Source organism: Pseudoclavibacter sp. VKM Ac-2867 (assembly GCF_015351275.1).
In the GTDB taxonomy this organism is placed as follows: domain Bacteria; phylum Actinomycetota; class Actinomycetes; order Actinomycetales; family Microbacteriaceae; genus Pseudoclavibacter.
Window position 1 is genome coordinate 22338 of sequence record NZ_JADKSL010000009.1, and the last position, 14511, is coordinate 36848.

Here is a 14511-nt window from a genome sequence, read left to right on the forward strand (position 1 = left end):
GGCGCCGGGTCGTACGATCTCCTCATGGCTGACAAGAAGAGTGCTCTCGTCGAGGAGGGTGCGGCACCAGACACCGACGGTGTGCGATTCGAGGCGCGTGTCATCGCCGCCCCGGTCGTCGGCGATGCGGGCGAGCGGCTCATCGTCCGGTTCCCGGACGACGCGAGCAGAATGCTGCCCTCGCGCGGTCAGGTGGCCGTGACCGGTTCGATTCGGCCGAATGGCGCGAAAGCGGCGCAGTCCCTCGACTCCGTCATCGAACCCGACGGGCTCCGCGGCCACTGGCTGGACGTCGCGGCCGCGCTCGGTGCAGGTGTCCGGGCCGGCGACGCCGTGGCGGTCGAGCTGCGACCTCGAGGCGACTGGCCAGAGCCGGCCATTCCCGAGGACTTCGCCGCCGCGCTCGCGGAGGCACCCGAATCTGCCGCCACCTGGCATGACATCACGCCGATGGCGAGGTGGGAGTGGGTGCGGTGGATCAACGCGACCCGGAACCCGCAGACGCGTCTGCGTCGCGTCGAGGTCGGCCTCTCGAAGCTCGAGGCGGGCAAGCGCCGCCCGTGCTGCTTCGACCTCTCCTCGTGCACCGACCCCGAGCTGTCGAAGAGCGGCAAGCTCGCGGTCTAGCCCCGACGCCGACCGAAGACTGCTCCTGCGGCGAGCAGCAGCGGCACGACCGAGACGCTCATGAGCACGATCCCGAGCGGGGCGAGCTGCGGCAGCAGGAGCACACCGGCGATGAGCAGCGCGGCGAACACGATCGCCGAGACGACCCCGCGCAGCATCCGCTCGAGTGAGCGCATATGCCGATCGACGCTGGGCGTCTGCACCTTGAGCTGGCCCGCCTCGAGGCGAGTGGTGAGCGCATCGAGGCGACCGGGGAGGGTGACTGCGGTCGCCAGCGCGGAGATCGCCTGCTTGGCGACGGCCTGCACCGTGTTGCCGCCCTCGTCGCGGGTGAGGGTGCGGGCGAACGGGTCGACCGCCTCCCACATGTTGAAGTCCTTGTCGAGCGCCGAGGTCACGCCGGAGACGAGCGAGATCGCTCGGATGATGAGCAGGAAGTTCTCGGGCAGCTGGAACGGCATCTCGCGGATGGTGTCGCGGAAGCGGTCGGCGAAGTCACCGAGCTCGGCAGGGTCGACGCGTTGCAGCTCGGCGACTCCCATTCCTCCGAAGCGCCCGAAGAGCTCGGTCATCGCCTGCTCGAGCTCGATGGTGTCACCGGCAGGGAGGAGCACGCCGACGCTGCGCATCGACCGCACGAGCCCTGGCCCGTCGCGAGAGACGATCGCGAAGATCAGCTGGCGGAGGCTCGCCCGGAGGGTGTCGGAGATGACGCCCATCATGCCGAAGTCGATGTAGGTCAGCTCCCAGGTCACGGGCGCGAGTGGCTCGGCGCTTCCTTCGGCATCGACGTCCGACAGGGCAGGCTGCCTTGGGGTGGCCAGGGGGGTCACGAAGATGTTGCCGGGGTGCGGGTCGGCGTGGAAGAACCCGGCGACGAACAGCTGCTGGAACGTGGCCCTCGCCAGTTCGTTGGCGACCTCGACGGGGTCGATGCCCGCCGCGCGCAGGGCATCCACGTCGGTGATCTTGATCGCGGTGACGTCGGAGAGGGTGAGGATGCGCGACGCGGTGCGCTCCCACACGACCTGGGCGGCCCCTACGCGCGGGTCGGCCTCGAAGTCGGCGGCGAATCGCTCGGCGCTCGTGCCCTCGTGGATGTAGTCGATCTCCTCGAGGCTCGTCGCGGCGAACTCCTCGACGAGGGCGGGTGCGTCTGCACGCTTGGAGACGAGCTCGACTCGCTTCAGGAGCTGGCCGACGCGGCGCAGTGCGCGAAGGTCGGTCTCCACGAGGTCCTCGATGCCCGGCCGCTGCACCTTCACGACGACGTTGGAGTAGCCGGTCTCCTCGGCGAGCGCGGGAGTGAGCACAGCCCGGTGCGCCTGCCCGAAGGAGGCGGCGGCGATCGGAGTCTCGTCGAAGCTCGCGTAGGCCTGCCCGAGCGGCATACCGAGTTCAGCCTCGGCCTGTGCACGGATGGCCGGGAACGCGACCGCGGGCACCTCATCCTGCAGCCCCTCGAGCTCTGCGGTTATCTCAGGCGGCAGCACGTCGAGGCGCGAGGACAGGAATTGGCCCACCTTGATCATGAGTCCGCCGAGCTCGACGGCGAGTGCGTGGAAGCGGCGAGCGAGGCGCTGCATGCGCGCCGTGCGTCCGCGTTCCGCGAGCTTCCCGAGGCGGATGCGCGGCAGGAAGATCTCGAACCACCAGATCTGCACCATCGCACGCTGCGCGAACCGCACGATCCTGCGGTACCTGGCACGGCCTTCCGCCGAGAGCTTCGTATCGCTGCTGCGGACGGCACCGGGCCGGGTGACGGCTCGTGCCTGCGCCGCGGCTGCGGTCAGTCTGCTCTCGGCGGCCAGCTCCTCCGTGAGGCCGGGGCCATCGGTCACGTTCAGTCCTCGGCGAGGATCGAGTACAGCTTGCGCCGTGTCTCGTCGAGCAGTGCTGCGGCCCGTTCGGCCTGGTCGGGGGTCGCGCTGCTCTGCACCTGGACGACGGCCTGCGCGAGGCGAGCGCCGGCCTTCGGGAGGGTCGCTGCGCGCTCGGCGCGGCGTGCGGCTGGCGACTCCCAGGGGAGCTCCCCGGCTGAGGCATCCACTGCGACGGCGCGGCCTTCTTCGGTGAGCGCGTAGACCTTGCGCTCGCCGGTGACCTCGGGCACGACGAGGCCCTCGTCGGAGAGCAGCTGGAGTGTGGGGTAGACCGAGCCGGGGCTGGGCTTCCAAGCGCCACTCGTGCGGGCTTCGATGGCCTGGATCAGCTGGTAGCCGTGCTGTGGGCCCTCGAGGAGCGCGACGAGGAGGGCGGTCCTGACATCTCCGCGGCCGGCTCGAGCAGTGGTCGGTCGCGAAGCGAAGGTCTCGCGGATCTCGTCGACGGCTTCGCGGAGGCCGAAGCCGAGTCCGCCTGGGGTGTGCTGAGCGACCATGTGCATTCCTTTCGAGTGCCGAGCATCCGGTGGCGATCGTGTCGGCCGGGTGGATGCGCGGATTGGCGATACCTGACGACACCCGACGATACATCGGTGAATGTCGGTGAAGCTGTGCATTCAGGGTGGCTCTGGGTGTTCGCCAGGTGGCCACTTATCTTTGTTGCTAAGTACCGGTACTCGGTGTTACTTTGTACCGGTATTCATCGTTGCTGAGTAGAGAAGGTGGCCGATGGGCAAGCAAGCATCCGAGATGCTCAAGGGCACGCTCGAGGGCATCGTGCTCGCGATCCTCGCGAAGCGCTCCGCCTACGGGTACGAGATCACGAGCTGGCTCCGCGAGCAGGGCTTCGTCGACATCGCCGAGGGAACGGTCTACGCGCTCCTCGTGCGCATCGAGCAGAAGGGTCTCGTCGACGTGGAGAAGGTCCCGTCCGAGAAGGGCCCGCCGCGGAAGGTCTACACGATCAACGCCGCGGGCACCGAGTACCTCGCCGAGTTCTGGCGCACGTGGGGGTTCCTCGTCGAACGCCTCGAGCAGCTCCGCGACACCATAACCGCACCATCCGCTGACACCAGCACAGACATCGAGAGAGGCAACTGACATGGCCGCCAAGTGGATCGAATCGCTCACGGGCTCATTCGAGGAGAAGAAGCAGTACAAGGAAGCACAAGCTCGGCTGGATGCGCTGCCGGAGCCCTACGGCAGGGTTGCGAAGGCCATCCAGCGGTACCTCATGTACTACAGCGGCATCGCCGATGGCGAGTCGATGGTGCGCATGAACGCCGACCTCGCCGACCTCTGGGAGCGGGCCGTGGCCGATGACGCTCCTGTCCGCGACATCGTGGGCAGCGACCCGGTCGACTTCGCCGAGACGTTCGGCCAGTCGTACTCAGGGAAGCAGTGGATCGACAAGGAGCGCGCCCGCCTGGTCAAGGCCGTCGAAGAAGCGGAGCGGGGGCAGTAATCAGCCATTCCCCACCGACGGTCTCAGGCGGGCGGGAACGTGCAGGTGACGGTGGGGAGCTCGATTCTGAGGTCGTCGTTCGCCGTCAGGTCGCTTGGAGCGATCGCCTTCGAGAAGAGCAGTCGCAGTGTGACCATGCCAGCTGCGCTTCCGGAGTGGTGGGCGAACGTGATCGGGGTCATCGTCGGGTCTGCGCTGTGCGTGACCGGGAGCGTCTGTGCCGGCGCGGGGTCGGTGGATGCCGTGGAGAGCACGGCGAGGGATTCGATCGTCGTCCCCCTCGCATCGACGGCGTCCACGACGATCGCCGCAGGGCGGCTCGACCCGGAGTCGGACGAGTGGCGGCTCGCGGAAACCCGAGACGTGAAGGTGTACGTGCGGCCAGGGGTCACCGGGAAGGCGTAGCTCGCGCTCCAGGTCGCGGGAGCAGCCGTGCCGGCGGCGTCCATCCCGGAGACCAGGGTGACGCCCGTCGAGCTCTCGAAGCCGTTTGTGCCCGAGCCTTCGACGAACGCACCCGTCAGCGGGCCGGCGTCGATCTTCCACGCCGAACGCGAGGTGGAATTTCCCAGGCAGGGGTACTCGGGGGGAGCAGTAGGGGCGACCGCGGCCGCAACGACAGGTGCGCTCCAGGCCGGGCCTCTCAGAATCCGTCGCGCGGTCATCTGCAGGGTGGCGGTCAGTGTCGGTTCCCGGGTGAGTCGCGCTTCTGCTGTCGCTTTTTCGCGCTGCGTCGTTTGGTGATGATGCCGAGGGCAAAGGTGATGATGCGAAGGAACATGGTGGTGGAGCTTTCGGATTGGAGCTGGGTCGTGCTTGTGGGGGTCGCGGTCTGGCTACTGCAGGCGAGTCGACTTCTGCGTTCGTGCTCGGAACCCGCCAGTCAGCTGGAGGAGCACCGGCAGCTCACTGCCGAGCAGCGCGTCGAGGGTGTGGAGGTCGCGTTCGACGATGTCTACGGCGTCTCTCGGGGAGACCCCGCGCCGACAGCTTGCGGAGACCTTCAGTACGGAGGCGCCGCGCACCTCGTAGGCGGAGACACTGGCCCCGATGAACTCATCGCGTTCGCCGAGCGAGTCTGAGAGCGCGTCCCTGGCGACGCTGACGTCCACGACAGTGGGCCCTACTCGCGATTCGCGGTCGTGGATGAGGGTTCCCGTCCGGCCTTGCCCCTGTCGGAGGGTGAAGGCGAGGAGCAGGATGATGCCCACCACGAGCACGGCGACGACGGCGATCATCAGCCAGCTGAAGTCGGTGCCCGGGAAGGGTGTCTGCTGGAGCCAGCTCCCGACCTGCGTGTTGACGGTTTCGGAGATGGGGGTCCAGGTGTCCTTCGCTCCGGGCAGCCAGGCACCGATCGCGGCGGCTGCTCCGATCGCGAGCAGGACGAGGCCGACGGCGACGATGAGGAGGCGGTTCAGGCCTCGGTTCGTGTTGTTCATGCGCCGACCTTCCCGTTCTCTGCGACGCGCACCTTGGCGGTGACGCGCGGGGTGAGCTCGTACTGCTCGAGCTGCTGTTTGACGGCCGCTTCGATGGAGGCGGCGTCGACCGGGACCCCGGAGGCGGGGGTGAGGCGCACGTCGGCGCGACGGTGCGACACGGAGACGGTGACGTTGTCGGGGCTGACGTGGCCGGCGAGGGCCGCGTGGCGGGCGAGGGCGGAGGCGATGACCGCGTTGTCCGCGACGGTGGCGGTCCGCGACGAGCGCAGGACGTGGCGTGCTCGCCGTCCGGGGGCGAGCCCGGCAATGAGCAGGGCCAGACCCAGGATGGCAACCACGACGCCCGCGATCCCGACGTACTGGGCGGGCTGCTCGAGGACGCCGAGGGTCGACGTGAACATGTCGACCGGCGCGACGAGCAGCGCGGGGAGCGCCAGGAGCGCGAGGACGATCTCCGTGCCGACCCAGGCAGCCACGATGATCAGCAGCAGGGCGAGGGTGATCGAGAGCGCCGACCGAGGGGAGTGCGTCTCGCGCCGTGCGACCCGTGCGTAGAGGGAATCGCGGTTGCTCATGTGACTCGTTCCTCGGTTCGGATGTCGAGCCCGGTAATCCGCAGCATGACGCGGTCGACGTGTGAGTCGGTCAACGTCTGGAAGCGATCCCGGATCGCGACCTTCGCGGTTTCGACTCGATCGAGGATCGGCCCGCCGCTGCGTTCGATGGCGGCGTCCTGTGAGCGGATGCGGGCGAGGGAGGGCACACGAATCGGTGTGCTGATCCGCAGCGCGAGTTTGCCGTTGTGGTCGTCGAGGTCGACGTTGACGCTGCCAGCGTCGACCCCGAGGGCGTCACCGGCGACAGCTGACGCGACACGAGTCAGGGCCTTCGCGGTGAGTCGTGTTGTGCCTCGCTGCGCCGCGCCGTGGTGTGTCGTCGCGGCGATGCTCATGAGGAGGTATTCCGTCCCCGGATGACGTCGACGAGGGCGCTGGCGTCGAGCTTTCCTTCGAGGATGCGTCCGACGACGCCGCCGATGATCATCGCGATCGCGACGAAGAAGAACGCCCAGAAGCCGAGGATGATCCAGGTGAGCGCGAGGACTGCGCCGATGAGGATGCCGGTTCGGGTGAGGGATGCGGTGTTCACTGGACTCGCGCTTCTTCCGTCTTGTCGTTGGTGTCGTCTTCGGAGGGGAGGTGGACGTCGTTGACGGTCACGTTGACTTCGGTGACCTCGAGGCCGACGATCGTCTCGATCGCGCGGATCACGTCGGCGCGGACGCCGTCGGCGACGTCCTGGAGGGAGACGGGGTACTCGGCGACGATGGTCACGTCGACGGCGACCTGCTTCTCGCCGACCTCGACGCTGATGCCCTGGCCCTGGTCGGTGGCGTTCAGGGCGTTGCGGATGGCACCGATCGCGCGGGCCGCGCCGCCACCGAGGTCGTAGACGCCGCGAGCGTCACGGGCCGCGATGCCCGCAACGCGAGCCACGACGCTGTCGTTGATCGTGGTCTTGCCGTTGGAGGCGTGAGCGGGGCGCAGGTCCTTGCGGTCGCTGGACGAGGTGCTGACGTTCGGGGTGGTGTTCGACATGATGCGCTCCTTGTGGTTGCCCGGCGGTGCGGGTGCACCTGCTGTGGGGTTGTGCTGGTGAGACGTGTGCTTTCGATGATTTGTCACGAATGGCTTGAGAAAAGAGATTCGGGAGCCGGATCACTGGCCTGACGGCGCGGTCGAGTTGGCGAGAACGGGCAGAGTCGGGGGAGGGGTCGCAGCTGTGGTCCGCTGTGGCGCGCGAGTGGTATTTCACATTGCGTGCACCCAGCGAAGTGAACTCGCATCTGCCCGGTGAGCATATGCACGACGTACGGAATCGTTGCCGAGAGTTTCGCGCCGCGATGTGGTCGCCATCGGCCTATATATCTACGATGACCTGGTATTTTTCGCACATTCGGATGTGGGTTCGGCTCGAGTACCACTTTGATTCAGCGCGTCGACGGAAATGATTCTGGGGAGTTGAAGCCGTCCGAGTGACTCCGAGTTTGCTGTATCGCAGCTCATTTCCCCGGGTGTTTCTCCCCCGTGAGACGCGCAACCCCGTTCTCCAACCCATCCGACAGAATGGAATGTGTGACGAACACCGCGCTCGTGTCGTCTCACCAGGGAACGCGCGGTCTGCGCGTTCTCCGAATGACATCGAGCGATTGGAATGGGTGAGGTGCAGGAGCACACGAGTCAGGCAGACACCGAGGTTGCCGTGAGGGAGTCGAGTGACGGCCAGTGGCCGATGCGGGCGGAACTCCCTCGGGTGGTCTCTCTCACTGTCGACGAGGTGGGGCCGGAGGCCGTCGAGACCGTGCGGGGCTGGGGATGGCATCTCCAGTCGGACGGTCAGGACTTCAGGGTCGTCGGCGATGTGCTCAAGAACGACACCTTCGCCCTCAGCCGCTACCGCCACACGGCAGCGACCTTCCGATACGAAGTCCCGAGCGCCTTTGCCGGGGGCGCCGCCAGGCTGCTCCTCGCCTGCCTGGAAGGCGAGGTCGTGGTCGACATCGCCGGAACGCTGGAGACGCTCACCCCGGGCAGCGTGCTGTTCGCCAACCCGGAGGACCTCGTCAGCAAGACGTCGAACGGTCCGGTCAGCAGCCTCCTGGTGATCTTTCCCCGCCCCCAGTCCTTCACGGAGAACTACGTCGGAACGACCTCGGCGTCGGATGCCTACCTGCAGGTGCTCGTCGACGCCTCCGCATCCATCCTCAGCGGCGGACTCCGCGCTGAGGACCCCGCCTTCACCCGCGTCGGGCTCGGCGTCGAGGCGCTGGTCTGGGCGCTGGCAACTCAGACCGAGCTCCGCACGCTCAGTACGGCGAGCACTGACCTCGCTCACGTCTACAGCGAGGCCGTCAAGTACGTCTCCCGGTTCGCGTCAGACGAGGCGACCACGGTGAACTCGATGGCAGCCGCCCTCGGCGCATCCCGGGCGCACCTGTATCGGGCGTTCGCCGCGACGGGTGACACCGCGTCGGCCTACCTCAGGAGGGCGCGCGTGCGCCTCGCGCAGCGCCTGCTGCTCGAGGGAGCGAATCAGGATGCGGCCGCCAGGGGCGCGGGGTTCGGCACGGCGCGGCGCATGCGCAGTGCTCTGGCCGCGGCCCCGGACGCCGCGGTGTCGCCGCAGAAGGCGATCCCTCCCGCGGTGGAGTGAGCTGACGCTCGCTGCTGGGTGGGTTCAGCCCATGGCAGCTCCTCGTCTTTCGGGGTGCTCATCGGTGTCGGCACGGGAGTCCCACGACGAGCCCCACACGCGACCGACACAATGTCGGAGCCCCGTCCTAGGCTGGTCGCATGACGACGGCGACATCACTCCAGGGCACCTTCAACTTCCGAGACACCGGCGGCATGCCGCTGGCGGCTGGCGGCAAGACGACGCCCGGCCTCTTCTACAGGTCAGATGCGCTGAGCTCCCTCACCCAGACCGGCCTCGAGGAGCTCGCCGCGAGCGATATCGGTGTCATCGTCGACTTCCGCACCCCCTCAGAGCGGCAGATGGCGCCGGACCGCCTCCCCGTGAGTCGCCCGTTCCGTGTTGCGGAGCTGCCCCTGCTCGAGGGTGCCGTGTCCGGACTCGTGCAGCAGGGGCTGCAGTCCACGGCTGGCGGTGGAGACCCGGCCGAGCAGGCGAAGGCGCTCGATGCGGTGCTCGCGCAGATCCCCTCGCTCGGCGAGCTCTACGTCGGCATGCTCGAGCACGGGGCCACGTCGTTCGCTGAGCTCGCACGCCTGGTCGCCAACGCGACGACCGCCCCGCCGACGGCGGTGCTCGTCCACTGCACCGCAGGCAAGGACCGCACCGGAGTGGGCTCGGCACTGCTGCTCGACGCGGTCGGGGTCGAGCGATCGGCGATCGTCGCTGACTACACGTCGTCCGGTGAGCACCTCGCGGGCGAGTGGGCTGAGCGCATGTACGGCATGGTCGCGCAGTACGGCCTGCCGCTCACCGACGAGATCAAGGACCTCGTCGCTGCCACCCCGGCGTCAGCCATCGAGCGTGCCCTCGAATGGGTGGATGCCCACGGCGGCTCGGCCGCGTACCTGCAGTCAGGCGGTCTCACCGGTGCGGAGCTCGCCGCGCTCAAGGGGCGCCTCACGGGCGCCTGAACCGGGATCATCGGGCGTCGGGGCGCTCGCTGGAGCTGCGCGTCCCGCCGAGCGTTCGACGCCGATGCCCGCCACGATGACCAGCGCGAGACCCACAACCGGCAGGATGCCCGGCACCTGGTGCAGGAGCAGCAGCCCGATGACCAGTGCGACGGCGGGCTCCAGGCTCGTGAGGGTTCCGTACGCGGCCGCGGTGATGCGGCGCAGCGCCTGGATCTCGAGCATGAACGGCACGGTCGGCAGGAGCACGGCCAGGCCCAGGCCGGCGAGGGCGGCCTCCCAGGTGAGCAAAGGGATCGTGCTCGGAGCAGCGATGAGGCTCGCGATGACGGCGGCGACCGGAATCGACACGGCCAGGCCGCGCACCCCGCTCAGCTCGTCACCCACCCGCTGCGTGCAGAGGATGTAGACGGCCCAGCAGGCGGCCGCGGCGAGCGCATACAGGACGCCGAGCGGGTCGATGTTCCCCGTCCACGGCTCCGTGAGCAGCACGACCCCGACGGCGGCGATCAGCGGCCAGAGCAGCGCCCGGCCGCGGCTGCGCAGCACGGCGACGGCGAGCGGACCCAGGAACTCGAGGGCCGCGGCAGTGCCGAGGGGGATGCGGTCGATCGCGAGCGTGAAGAGGAGCGTCATTCCAGAGGTTGCCGCGCCGAGCACAACGCATGCCAGGAAGCTGCTGCGCGTGAACCACGAACGGCGTGGGCGCACGATGACCAGCACGAGCGCTGCCGCGAACACGAGGCGGATCCAACCGGTGCCGAGCGGACCGAGCTGCTCGAACAGGCCGGTGCTGAGCGCGAGCCCGAGCTGCACGAAGAGCATCGCCGAGATGGTCATGAGCGTGCCGGAACGTGCAGTTCCCCGCGGAGCTGGCGCGAGCTTGGACGTGGTCATGGATTCAGGATGTCGCTCGGCGGTGTCCGTGTCCACGCGAGATGAGCGAACACATCGTTCGTGAAACACGCACAATGGTGGAGTGGACGGTGACGACCGCGACCAGGATCATCGGCTGGAGGGCCCATGGAGACACGACGCCTCGAGTACCTCGTCGACCTCGACCGGCTCGGCTCTATGCGGGCGGTCGCCGAGCTGCACCGCACCACGACGTCCGTCGTGTCACAGCAGCTCGCACTCCTGCAGCAGGAGCTGGGTGCGCGACTCCTCGAGCGAATCGGGCGCGGGGTGCGGCTGACCGCCGCGGGTGCTCGGCTCGCGACGCGCGCATCCGGGATACTGGCGAGCCTGGATGAAGCGAAGCGCGACTTCGACCCCGACGGTGAGCCGCAAGGCACCCTGCGCGTTGCCGGCTTCGCCACGGCGGCCCGCGCCCTGTTCCCGATCATGCGCGAACTCGCCGCCTCGCACCCGGGGGTGCGGCTCGTGCTCGAGGAGCAGGAACCCGACGAAGCGCTGGCGCTCGTGGATGCCGGCCGAATCGACCTGGCACTCGTCTACGACTACACGCTCGCCCCGCTGCGTATCCCCGCCGGCTACGAGAGCGTACGGCTCTGGCAGGGGGAGTGGGGTATCGGCATGGCGGACCGCCACGCCGACGCGCTCCCGGGCCGCGGGCTGGTGCCGCTGCCGAACCGCGAACTCATGCTGGCGCTGCGCGACCAGGAGTGGATCGGCAACTCCAGGAACAACGCCGACGAGATCGCGATCGGCGTGCTCGCATCGCTCGCCGACTACGAGCCGAACGTCACGCACCAGTCCGACGACCTGGCCCTCGTCGAAGATCTCATCGCCGCCGAGTTCGGGGTCGGGATGCTGCCCCTCACGAGGGAGCAGCGCGACAACGTGCGGATCGTGCGGATGCAGGACCCGCCCATGCTGCGCGCATCCGCCGCGTACCTCCGCGGCACCGCGGAGTGGCCGCTGCTGCGCCATGTGCTCGACCGGCTCACCGCCGGCTGACGAGGCCCTTGGTCGGCGTACCTCGCCGCCGGCTGCCTGCCTACCGCCTTGTCTCGCCGCCGCCCGCCAACCCGGTTGCCTGGTCGCCCGCCTGGTCTCGGGATGGAAAGGTCACTTCGTTCGGGCAATGTTCCCGCAACGAGGTGAGTTCTCCAGCCCGAGGTTTGAGTGATGCGGTTGGGGTGCGCGGGCTGCGGGTCGGGAAGAGCGCGGCGTAGCTCGGGGAGTGCATGGGCGGCGGACCGGATGGGCGCGGCCGATCTCAGACGGCGTCGAGCTCAGCGAGCAGCGCGCGAGCGCGCTCAAGCTGCGGCGTCGCCACCGCCGGCGTGCTCGAATCGATGCCTGCTATCAGGGCTGCCAGGTGCTGTCGCGCCACGTCCGGCGTTCCCGCGCGGAGCTCCGCTTCCGCGAGTCCGAGCAGCGCCCTGGCACGTTCGTGCGTGTTGGCGGAACCCTCGGCTACCTCGAGGGCGAGCGCATGGTGCCCGGCCGCATCCGCCACCCGGTCGGACTGCAGGTGCAGTTCACCCAGGTTGTTCCTCACCGAAGCGACAAGCGACGAGTTGCCCATGGCCTCGGCGAGCGCGAGCGCGGCCCCGTGCTGTGCCGCCGCTGCGTCACGGTCACCGAGGCCGGCAAGCGCGAGGGCGAGATTCGTGAGTGCGTACGCGTGCGGCAGGCCCGCCTGGTGCTCGGTCAGGCGGACGGCTTCGCGCGCGGAGTTCGCCGCGCTCGAGAAGTCGCCGAGCTCCACCTCGACGTCGCTGAGGTTGACAAGTGCCACACCAGCTGCGACCTCGTCGCCCCGGGTGAGGGCGATTCGGTGGGCTGCTCCATGCCGAGCTCTGGCGCCCTCGAGGTCGCCCAGGCGCCGCAGCACGACCCCGAGGTTGTCGTTGAGCGACGCCGCGAAGTGGTCGAGCCCGCCGTGCTCGGCGGCGATGACGGCCTGCTCGAACCGCAGGGCCGCTTCGTCGAGATCACCACCCTGTGCGGCGAGGATGGCCAGGGTGTTCGAGGCCTTGAGCACAAGCTCGTCGCTGCCGACGTGCTCGGCGAGCTGCTGCGCACGCAGCAGCTCGGCACGCGCATACGGGCTGCCCATCCGCACCATCGACTGGCCGACGCGGTGCGCTGCCACCGCCATGGCTTCCGGGTTGCCGCGCGCCTCCGCACGACGGAGGGCCTCACGGTGCACCTGTTCGGCGGTGCGGTGCCTGCCGTCGACGTCGAGGTGGTGCGCGGCGAGCTCGCTGACCTCGATCGGCACCTCGGGCCGTCTGTCCGCGACCGCCGCGGACAGCTCGATGAGCACCGGCAGCTGGCCCCGCCAGAACTCCGCCGCGTCGCCGTCGCCAAGCGGTGGTTCGAACCCGCGGTTCCCCTCCGAACGCTCCGAATCAGCGGCCCGTCGTGTGCTCGAACGTGCTCGCTCGAACGCGTCGGGGTAGCTGATCTCGAGCGCAGCCCAGCCGCGCCGGAGGTAGAGATCCAGCACCCGGTCGAGTGCGGCCCTGCGCTCCACCGGGGCATCCTCCTCGAGGCTGCGCGACAGCGCGAACGATCGGACAACCGGGTGCAGCAGCGTCGCTCCGGTCGAGCGCTGCACGAGCTGCGCCTCCTGGAGGGCATCAAGGGCCGACGCCTGCGCCTGCGCCGAGGGGACCGCGGATGCGCGCAGTTGGTCACGTGCATCCGCGACGACCCCGACGGCCGCCGTGTCGAGACCATCGCTGGGAACAGAAGCGAGGAGACGCAGCGTGCGCTGGACCTGCGCGTCGAGCGCCGCATAGCTCAGCTCGATCGACGCGCGCAACGGCCCATCCGGCGCGCTTTCGCGCTCGTCGAGTTCGTCGAGGTGGTCAGCGAGCCGCCAGTGCGGTCGCTGCAGGATGCGCGTGCACAGCAGGCGTGCGGCCAGCGGCAATCCGCCGGTCGCGGCGGCGAGACCCTGCAGTGCTTCCGGCTCCGAGTCGGCGCGGTCCGTCCCGATGCTGGCGCGCAGGAAGGCGCCGGTCTCCTCGTCGCTCCAGGGGGTGAGCTCGACGAGCCGCAGCCACGGCGCTCGCTCGGCCTCGTTCCGAGATACGACGATGGTCGGGGTCCGCAGCGCACGGATGAGCGGCTCAAGGGGAGCGAGCTCGCTGACGTCATCGACGAAGGCCCCGATTCGGCGCGCGGCGGCGGCGTCGGCGACTGCGGCGATCACCGACGCCTCGGTGTCGCGGGCCTCCGCGGGCACGTCGAGCGCGCGAGCCAGCGCGTCTGCAAGCGAACGAGCATCCGCGGCCCCACCCTTGCTCAGCTGCTCGCGCACGTTGACGACCACGACGTCGCTGATCGCGTCCGTGTCCAGCAGGGCGTGAAGCGCCTGGACCGCGAGCTGCGTCTTGCCGACGCCCGGCATCCCCGTGATGACCGCGGGCCCCTCGCTCGCCGTCAGCATTCGAAGCTCATCCGCCCGCCCGACCAGGGGAGCCGCGGGGCTGGTGGACTCGTCGAGGCCGAGTCTCGCGACCCGGAGCGCCGTGCCGCCGCTCAGCACGCGGCCGCACCAGTCGGACCACAGCTGCGCGCCGCGATCGTCGACGCCGAGCGCCCGCACGATGTCGAGCACCAGGGGCACATCGAGACGACGGCGACCGAGCCTGAAGCAGTCGTAGACCGTCATGCGGCCGACCGCTGACTCCCGCGCGTGGGCCCCACGGCTGACTCGAACGTCGCGAACACGCTCCGTGAGTTCCGAGAACGACGGAGAACCGGAGCGCTGGCGCAACTGCCGAAGACGTCCGACGAGCTCGTCGAACGTCGCGGGAGGGAGGTCGGGATCGTCGAGGGTCGAGACCGGCGCGCTCATGCCGATGAAGGTAGCAGAGACGGGGATGGTCGCATCCGCTGGCCCGGCCGGGCGTCCGGAGGGCGTCACGCGTCGACCCGTACGGGTTCGTACGGGGTCGGGGCGCGCCCTTGCCGCGCCAGATGGCACCCCGCGAGGCTGGTGT

16 protein-coding genes are annotated in these 14511 nt (G+C 69.2%); 6 read left to right on the forward strand and 10 right to left on the reverse strand.

All coding sequences use genetic code 11. The features are described 5' to 3' along the window. Positions 1-24: 24 nt before the first annotated feature. Positions 25-627, forward strand: a complete 603-nt coding sequence (locus ITJ67_RS10360; protein WP_194677552.1) for a YdeI/OmpD-associated family protein — start codon at positions 25-27, stop codon at positions 625-627. Here the strand turns inward: ITJ67_RS10360 and ITJ67_RS10365 are convergent. Beyond that, on the reverse strand, positions 624-2315 hold the full coding sequence (locus ITJ67_RS10365) for an ABC1 kinase family protein (protein ID WP_323741449.1): 1692 nt from the start codon (positions 2313-2315) through the stop codon (positions 624-626). The two genes, ITJ67_RS10360 and ITJ67_RS10365, sit on opposite strands and share 4 nt — an antisense overlap. Before the next feature lie 155 nt (positions 2316-2470). Then, the gene (locus tag ITJ67_RS10370) at positions 2471-3007 is read right to left on the reverse strand and encodes a PadR family transcriptional regulator (protein WP_228496668.1); all 537 of its coding nucleotides are present in this window, start codon (positions 3005-3007) and stop codon (positions 2471-2473) included. Between the two features lie 232 nt (positions 3008-3239). Between ITJ67_RS10370 and ITJ67_RS10375 the strand changes: the two genes are divergently transcribed. Both ITJ67_RS10375 and ITJ67_RS10380 read left to right on the forward strand, forming a co-directional pair. Next, a complete protein-coding gene (locus ITJ67_RS10375; RefSeq protein WP_194677553.1) occupies positions 3240-3611 on the forward strand; it encodes a PadR family transcriptional regulator in 372 nt (123 codons plus the stop codon). Between the two features lies 1 nt (position 3612). Then, a complete protein-coding gene (locus ITJ67_RS10380) occupies positions 3613-3975 on the forward strand; it encodes a DUF1048 domain-containing protein (protein WP_160071215.1) in 363 nt (120 codons plus the stop codon). A gap of 23 nt (positions 3976-3998) precedes the next feature. Here ITJ67_RS10380 and ITJ67_RS10385 read toward each other — a convergent pair whose 3' ends face one another. The 6 genes from ITJ67_RS10385 to ITJ67_RS10410 form a co-directional block, all read right to left on the reverse strand. Then, on the reverse strand, positions 3999-4640 hold the full coding sequence (locus ITJ67_RS10385) for a hypothetical protein (protein ID WP_194677554.1): 642 nt from the start codon (positions 4638-4640) through the stop codon (positions 3999-4001). A gap of 171 nt (positions 4641-4811) precedes the next feature. Further along, positions 4812-5417, reverse strand: coding sequence for a hypothetical protein (locus ITJ67_RS10390; protein WP_194677555.1), 606 nt, complete (start codon positions 5415-5417; stop codon positions 4812-4814). After that, positions 5414-5995 carry a DUF6286 domain-containing protein gene (locus tag ITJ67_RS10395; protein WP_194677556.1) on the reverse strand — a complete coding sequence of 194 codons (582 nt, stop codon included), beginning with the start codon at positions 5993-5995 and terminating at the stop codon, positions 5414-5416. Before ITJ67_RS10395 ends, ITJ67_RS10390 begins: the two co-directional genes overlap by 4 nt. After that, a complete protein-coding gene (locus ITJ67_RS10400) occupies positions 5992-6372 on the reverse strand; it encodes a hypothetical protein (RefSeq protein ID WP_194677557.1) in 381 nt (126 codons plus the stop codon). Before ITJ67_RS10400 ends, ITJ67_RS10395 begins: the two co-directional genes overlap by 4 nt. After that, positions 6369-6569, reverse strand: a complete 201-nt coding sequence (locus ITJ67_RS10405) for a DUF2273 domain-containing protein (RefSeq protein ID WP_194677558.1) — start codon at positions 6567-6569, stop codon at positions 6369-6371. The genes ITJ67_RS10400 and ITJ67_RS10405 overlap by 4 nt, the downstream gene beginning before the upstream one ends. Continuing rightward, positions 6566-7018 (reverse strand): Asp23/Gls24 family envelope stress response protein, encoded by a 453-nt coding sequence (locus tag ITJ67_RS10410; RefSeq protein ID WP_194677559.1) that lies wholly within the window; start codon positions 7016-7018, stop codon positions 6566-6568. Before ITJ67_RS10410 ends, ITJ67_RS10405 begins: the two co-directional genes overlap by 4 nt. Before the next feature lie 715 nt (positions 7019-7733). Here ITJ67_RS10410 and ITJ67_RS20265 point away from each other — a divergent pair. Both ITJ67_RS20265 and ITJ67_RS10420 read left to right on the forward strand, forming a co-directional pair. After that, the gene (locus tag ITJ67_RS20265) at positions 7734-8633 is read left to right on the forward strand and encodes a helix-turn-helix domain-containing protein (RefSeq protein ID WP_194677560.1); all 900 of its coding nucleotides are present in this window, start codon (positions 7734-7736) and stop codon (positions 8631-8633) included. 140 nt (positions 8634-8773) lie between these two features. Then, the gene (locus tag ITJ67_RS10420; protein ID WP_194677561.1) at positions 8774-9586 is read left to right on the forward strand and encodes a tyrosine-protein phosphatase; all 813 of its coding nucleotides are present in this window, start codon (positions 8774-8776) and stop codon (positions 9584-9586) included. Here ITJ67_RS10420 and ITJ67_RS10425 read toward each other — a convergent pair. After that, a complete protein-coding gene (locus tag ITJ67_RS10425) occupies positions 9527-10483 on the reverse strand; it encodes an EamA family transporter (protein ID WP_194677562.1) in 957 nt (318 codons plus the stop codon). The two genes, ITJ67_RS10420 and ITJ67_RS10425, sit on opposite strands and share 60 nt — an antisense overlap. Before the next feature lie 126 nt (positions 10484-10609). Here ITJ67_RS10425 and ITJ67_RS10430 point away from each other — a divergent pair, with 126 nt between their 5' ends. Next, positions 10610-11506 (forward strand): LysR substrate-binding domain-containing protein, encoded by an 897-nt coding sequence (locus ITJ67_RS10430; RefSeq protein WP_194677563.1) that lies wholly within the window; start codon positions 10610-10612, stop codon positions 11504-11506. Between the two features lie 262 nt (positions 11507-11768). Here ITJ67_RS10430 and ITJ67_RS20270 read toward each other — a convergent pair whose 3' ends face one another. After that, the gene (locus ITJ67_RS20270) at positions 11769-14435 is read right to left on the reverse strand and encodes a tetratricopeptide repeat protein (protein WP_194677564.1); all 2667 of its coding nucleotides are present in this window, start codon (positions 14433-14435) and stop codon (positions 11769-11771) included. Positions 14436-14511: the final 76 nt, after the last annotated feature.

Bases quoted from the DNA above. Each gene is read 5' to 3' on its own strand.
- ITJ67_RS10375 (WP_194677553.1), top strand. From the start codon at position 3,240: ATGGGCAAGCAAGCATCCGAGATGCTCAAGGGCACGCTCGAGGGCATC.
- ITJ67_RS10370 (WP_228496668.1), bottom strand. From the start codon at position 3,007: ATGGTCGCTCAGCACACCCCAGGCGGACTCGGCTTCGGCCTCCGCGAA.
- ITJ67_RS10385 (WP_194677554.1), bottom strand. From the start codon at position 4,640: ATGACCGCGCGACGGATTCTGAGAGGCCCGGCCTGGAGCGCACCTGTC.
- ITJ67_RS10410 (WP_194677559.1), bottom strand. From the start codon at position 7,018: ATGTCGAACACCACCCCGAACGTCAGCACCTCGTCCAGCGACCGCAAG.
- ITJ67_RS10390 (WP_194677555.1), bottom strand. From the start codon at position 5,417: ATGAACAACACGAACCGAGGCCTGAACCGCCTCCTCATCGTCGCCGTC.
- ITJ67_RS10380 (WP_160071215.1), top strand. From the start codon at position 3,613: ATGGCCGCCAAGTGGATCGAATCGCTCACGGGCTCATTCGAGGAGAAG.
- ITJ67_RS10430 (WP_194677563.1), top strand. From the start codon at position 10,610: ATGGAGACACGACGCCTCGAGTACCTCGTCGACCTCGACCGGCTCGGC.
- ITJ67_RS10395 (WP_194677556.1), bottom strand. From the start codon at position 5,995: ATGAGCAACCGCGATTCCCTCTACGCACGGGTCGCACGGCGCGAGACG.
- ITJ67_RS10360 (WP_194677552.1), top strand. From the start codon at position 25: ATGGCTGACAAGAAGAGTGCTCTCGTCGAGGAGGGTGCGGCACCAGAC.
- ITJ67_RS10420 (WP_194677561.1), top strand. From the start codon at position 8,774: ATGACGACGGCGACATCACTCCAGGGCACCTTCAACTTCCGAGACACC.
- ITJ67_RS10400 (WP_194677557.1), bottom strand. From the start codon at position 6,372: ATGAGCATCGCCGCGACGACACACCACGGCGCGGCGCAGCGAGGCACA.
- ITJ67_RS10425 (WP_194677562.1), bottom strand. From the start codon at position 10,483: ATGACCACGTCCAAGCTCGCGCCAGCTCCGCGGGGAACTGCACGTTCC.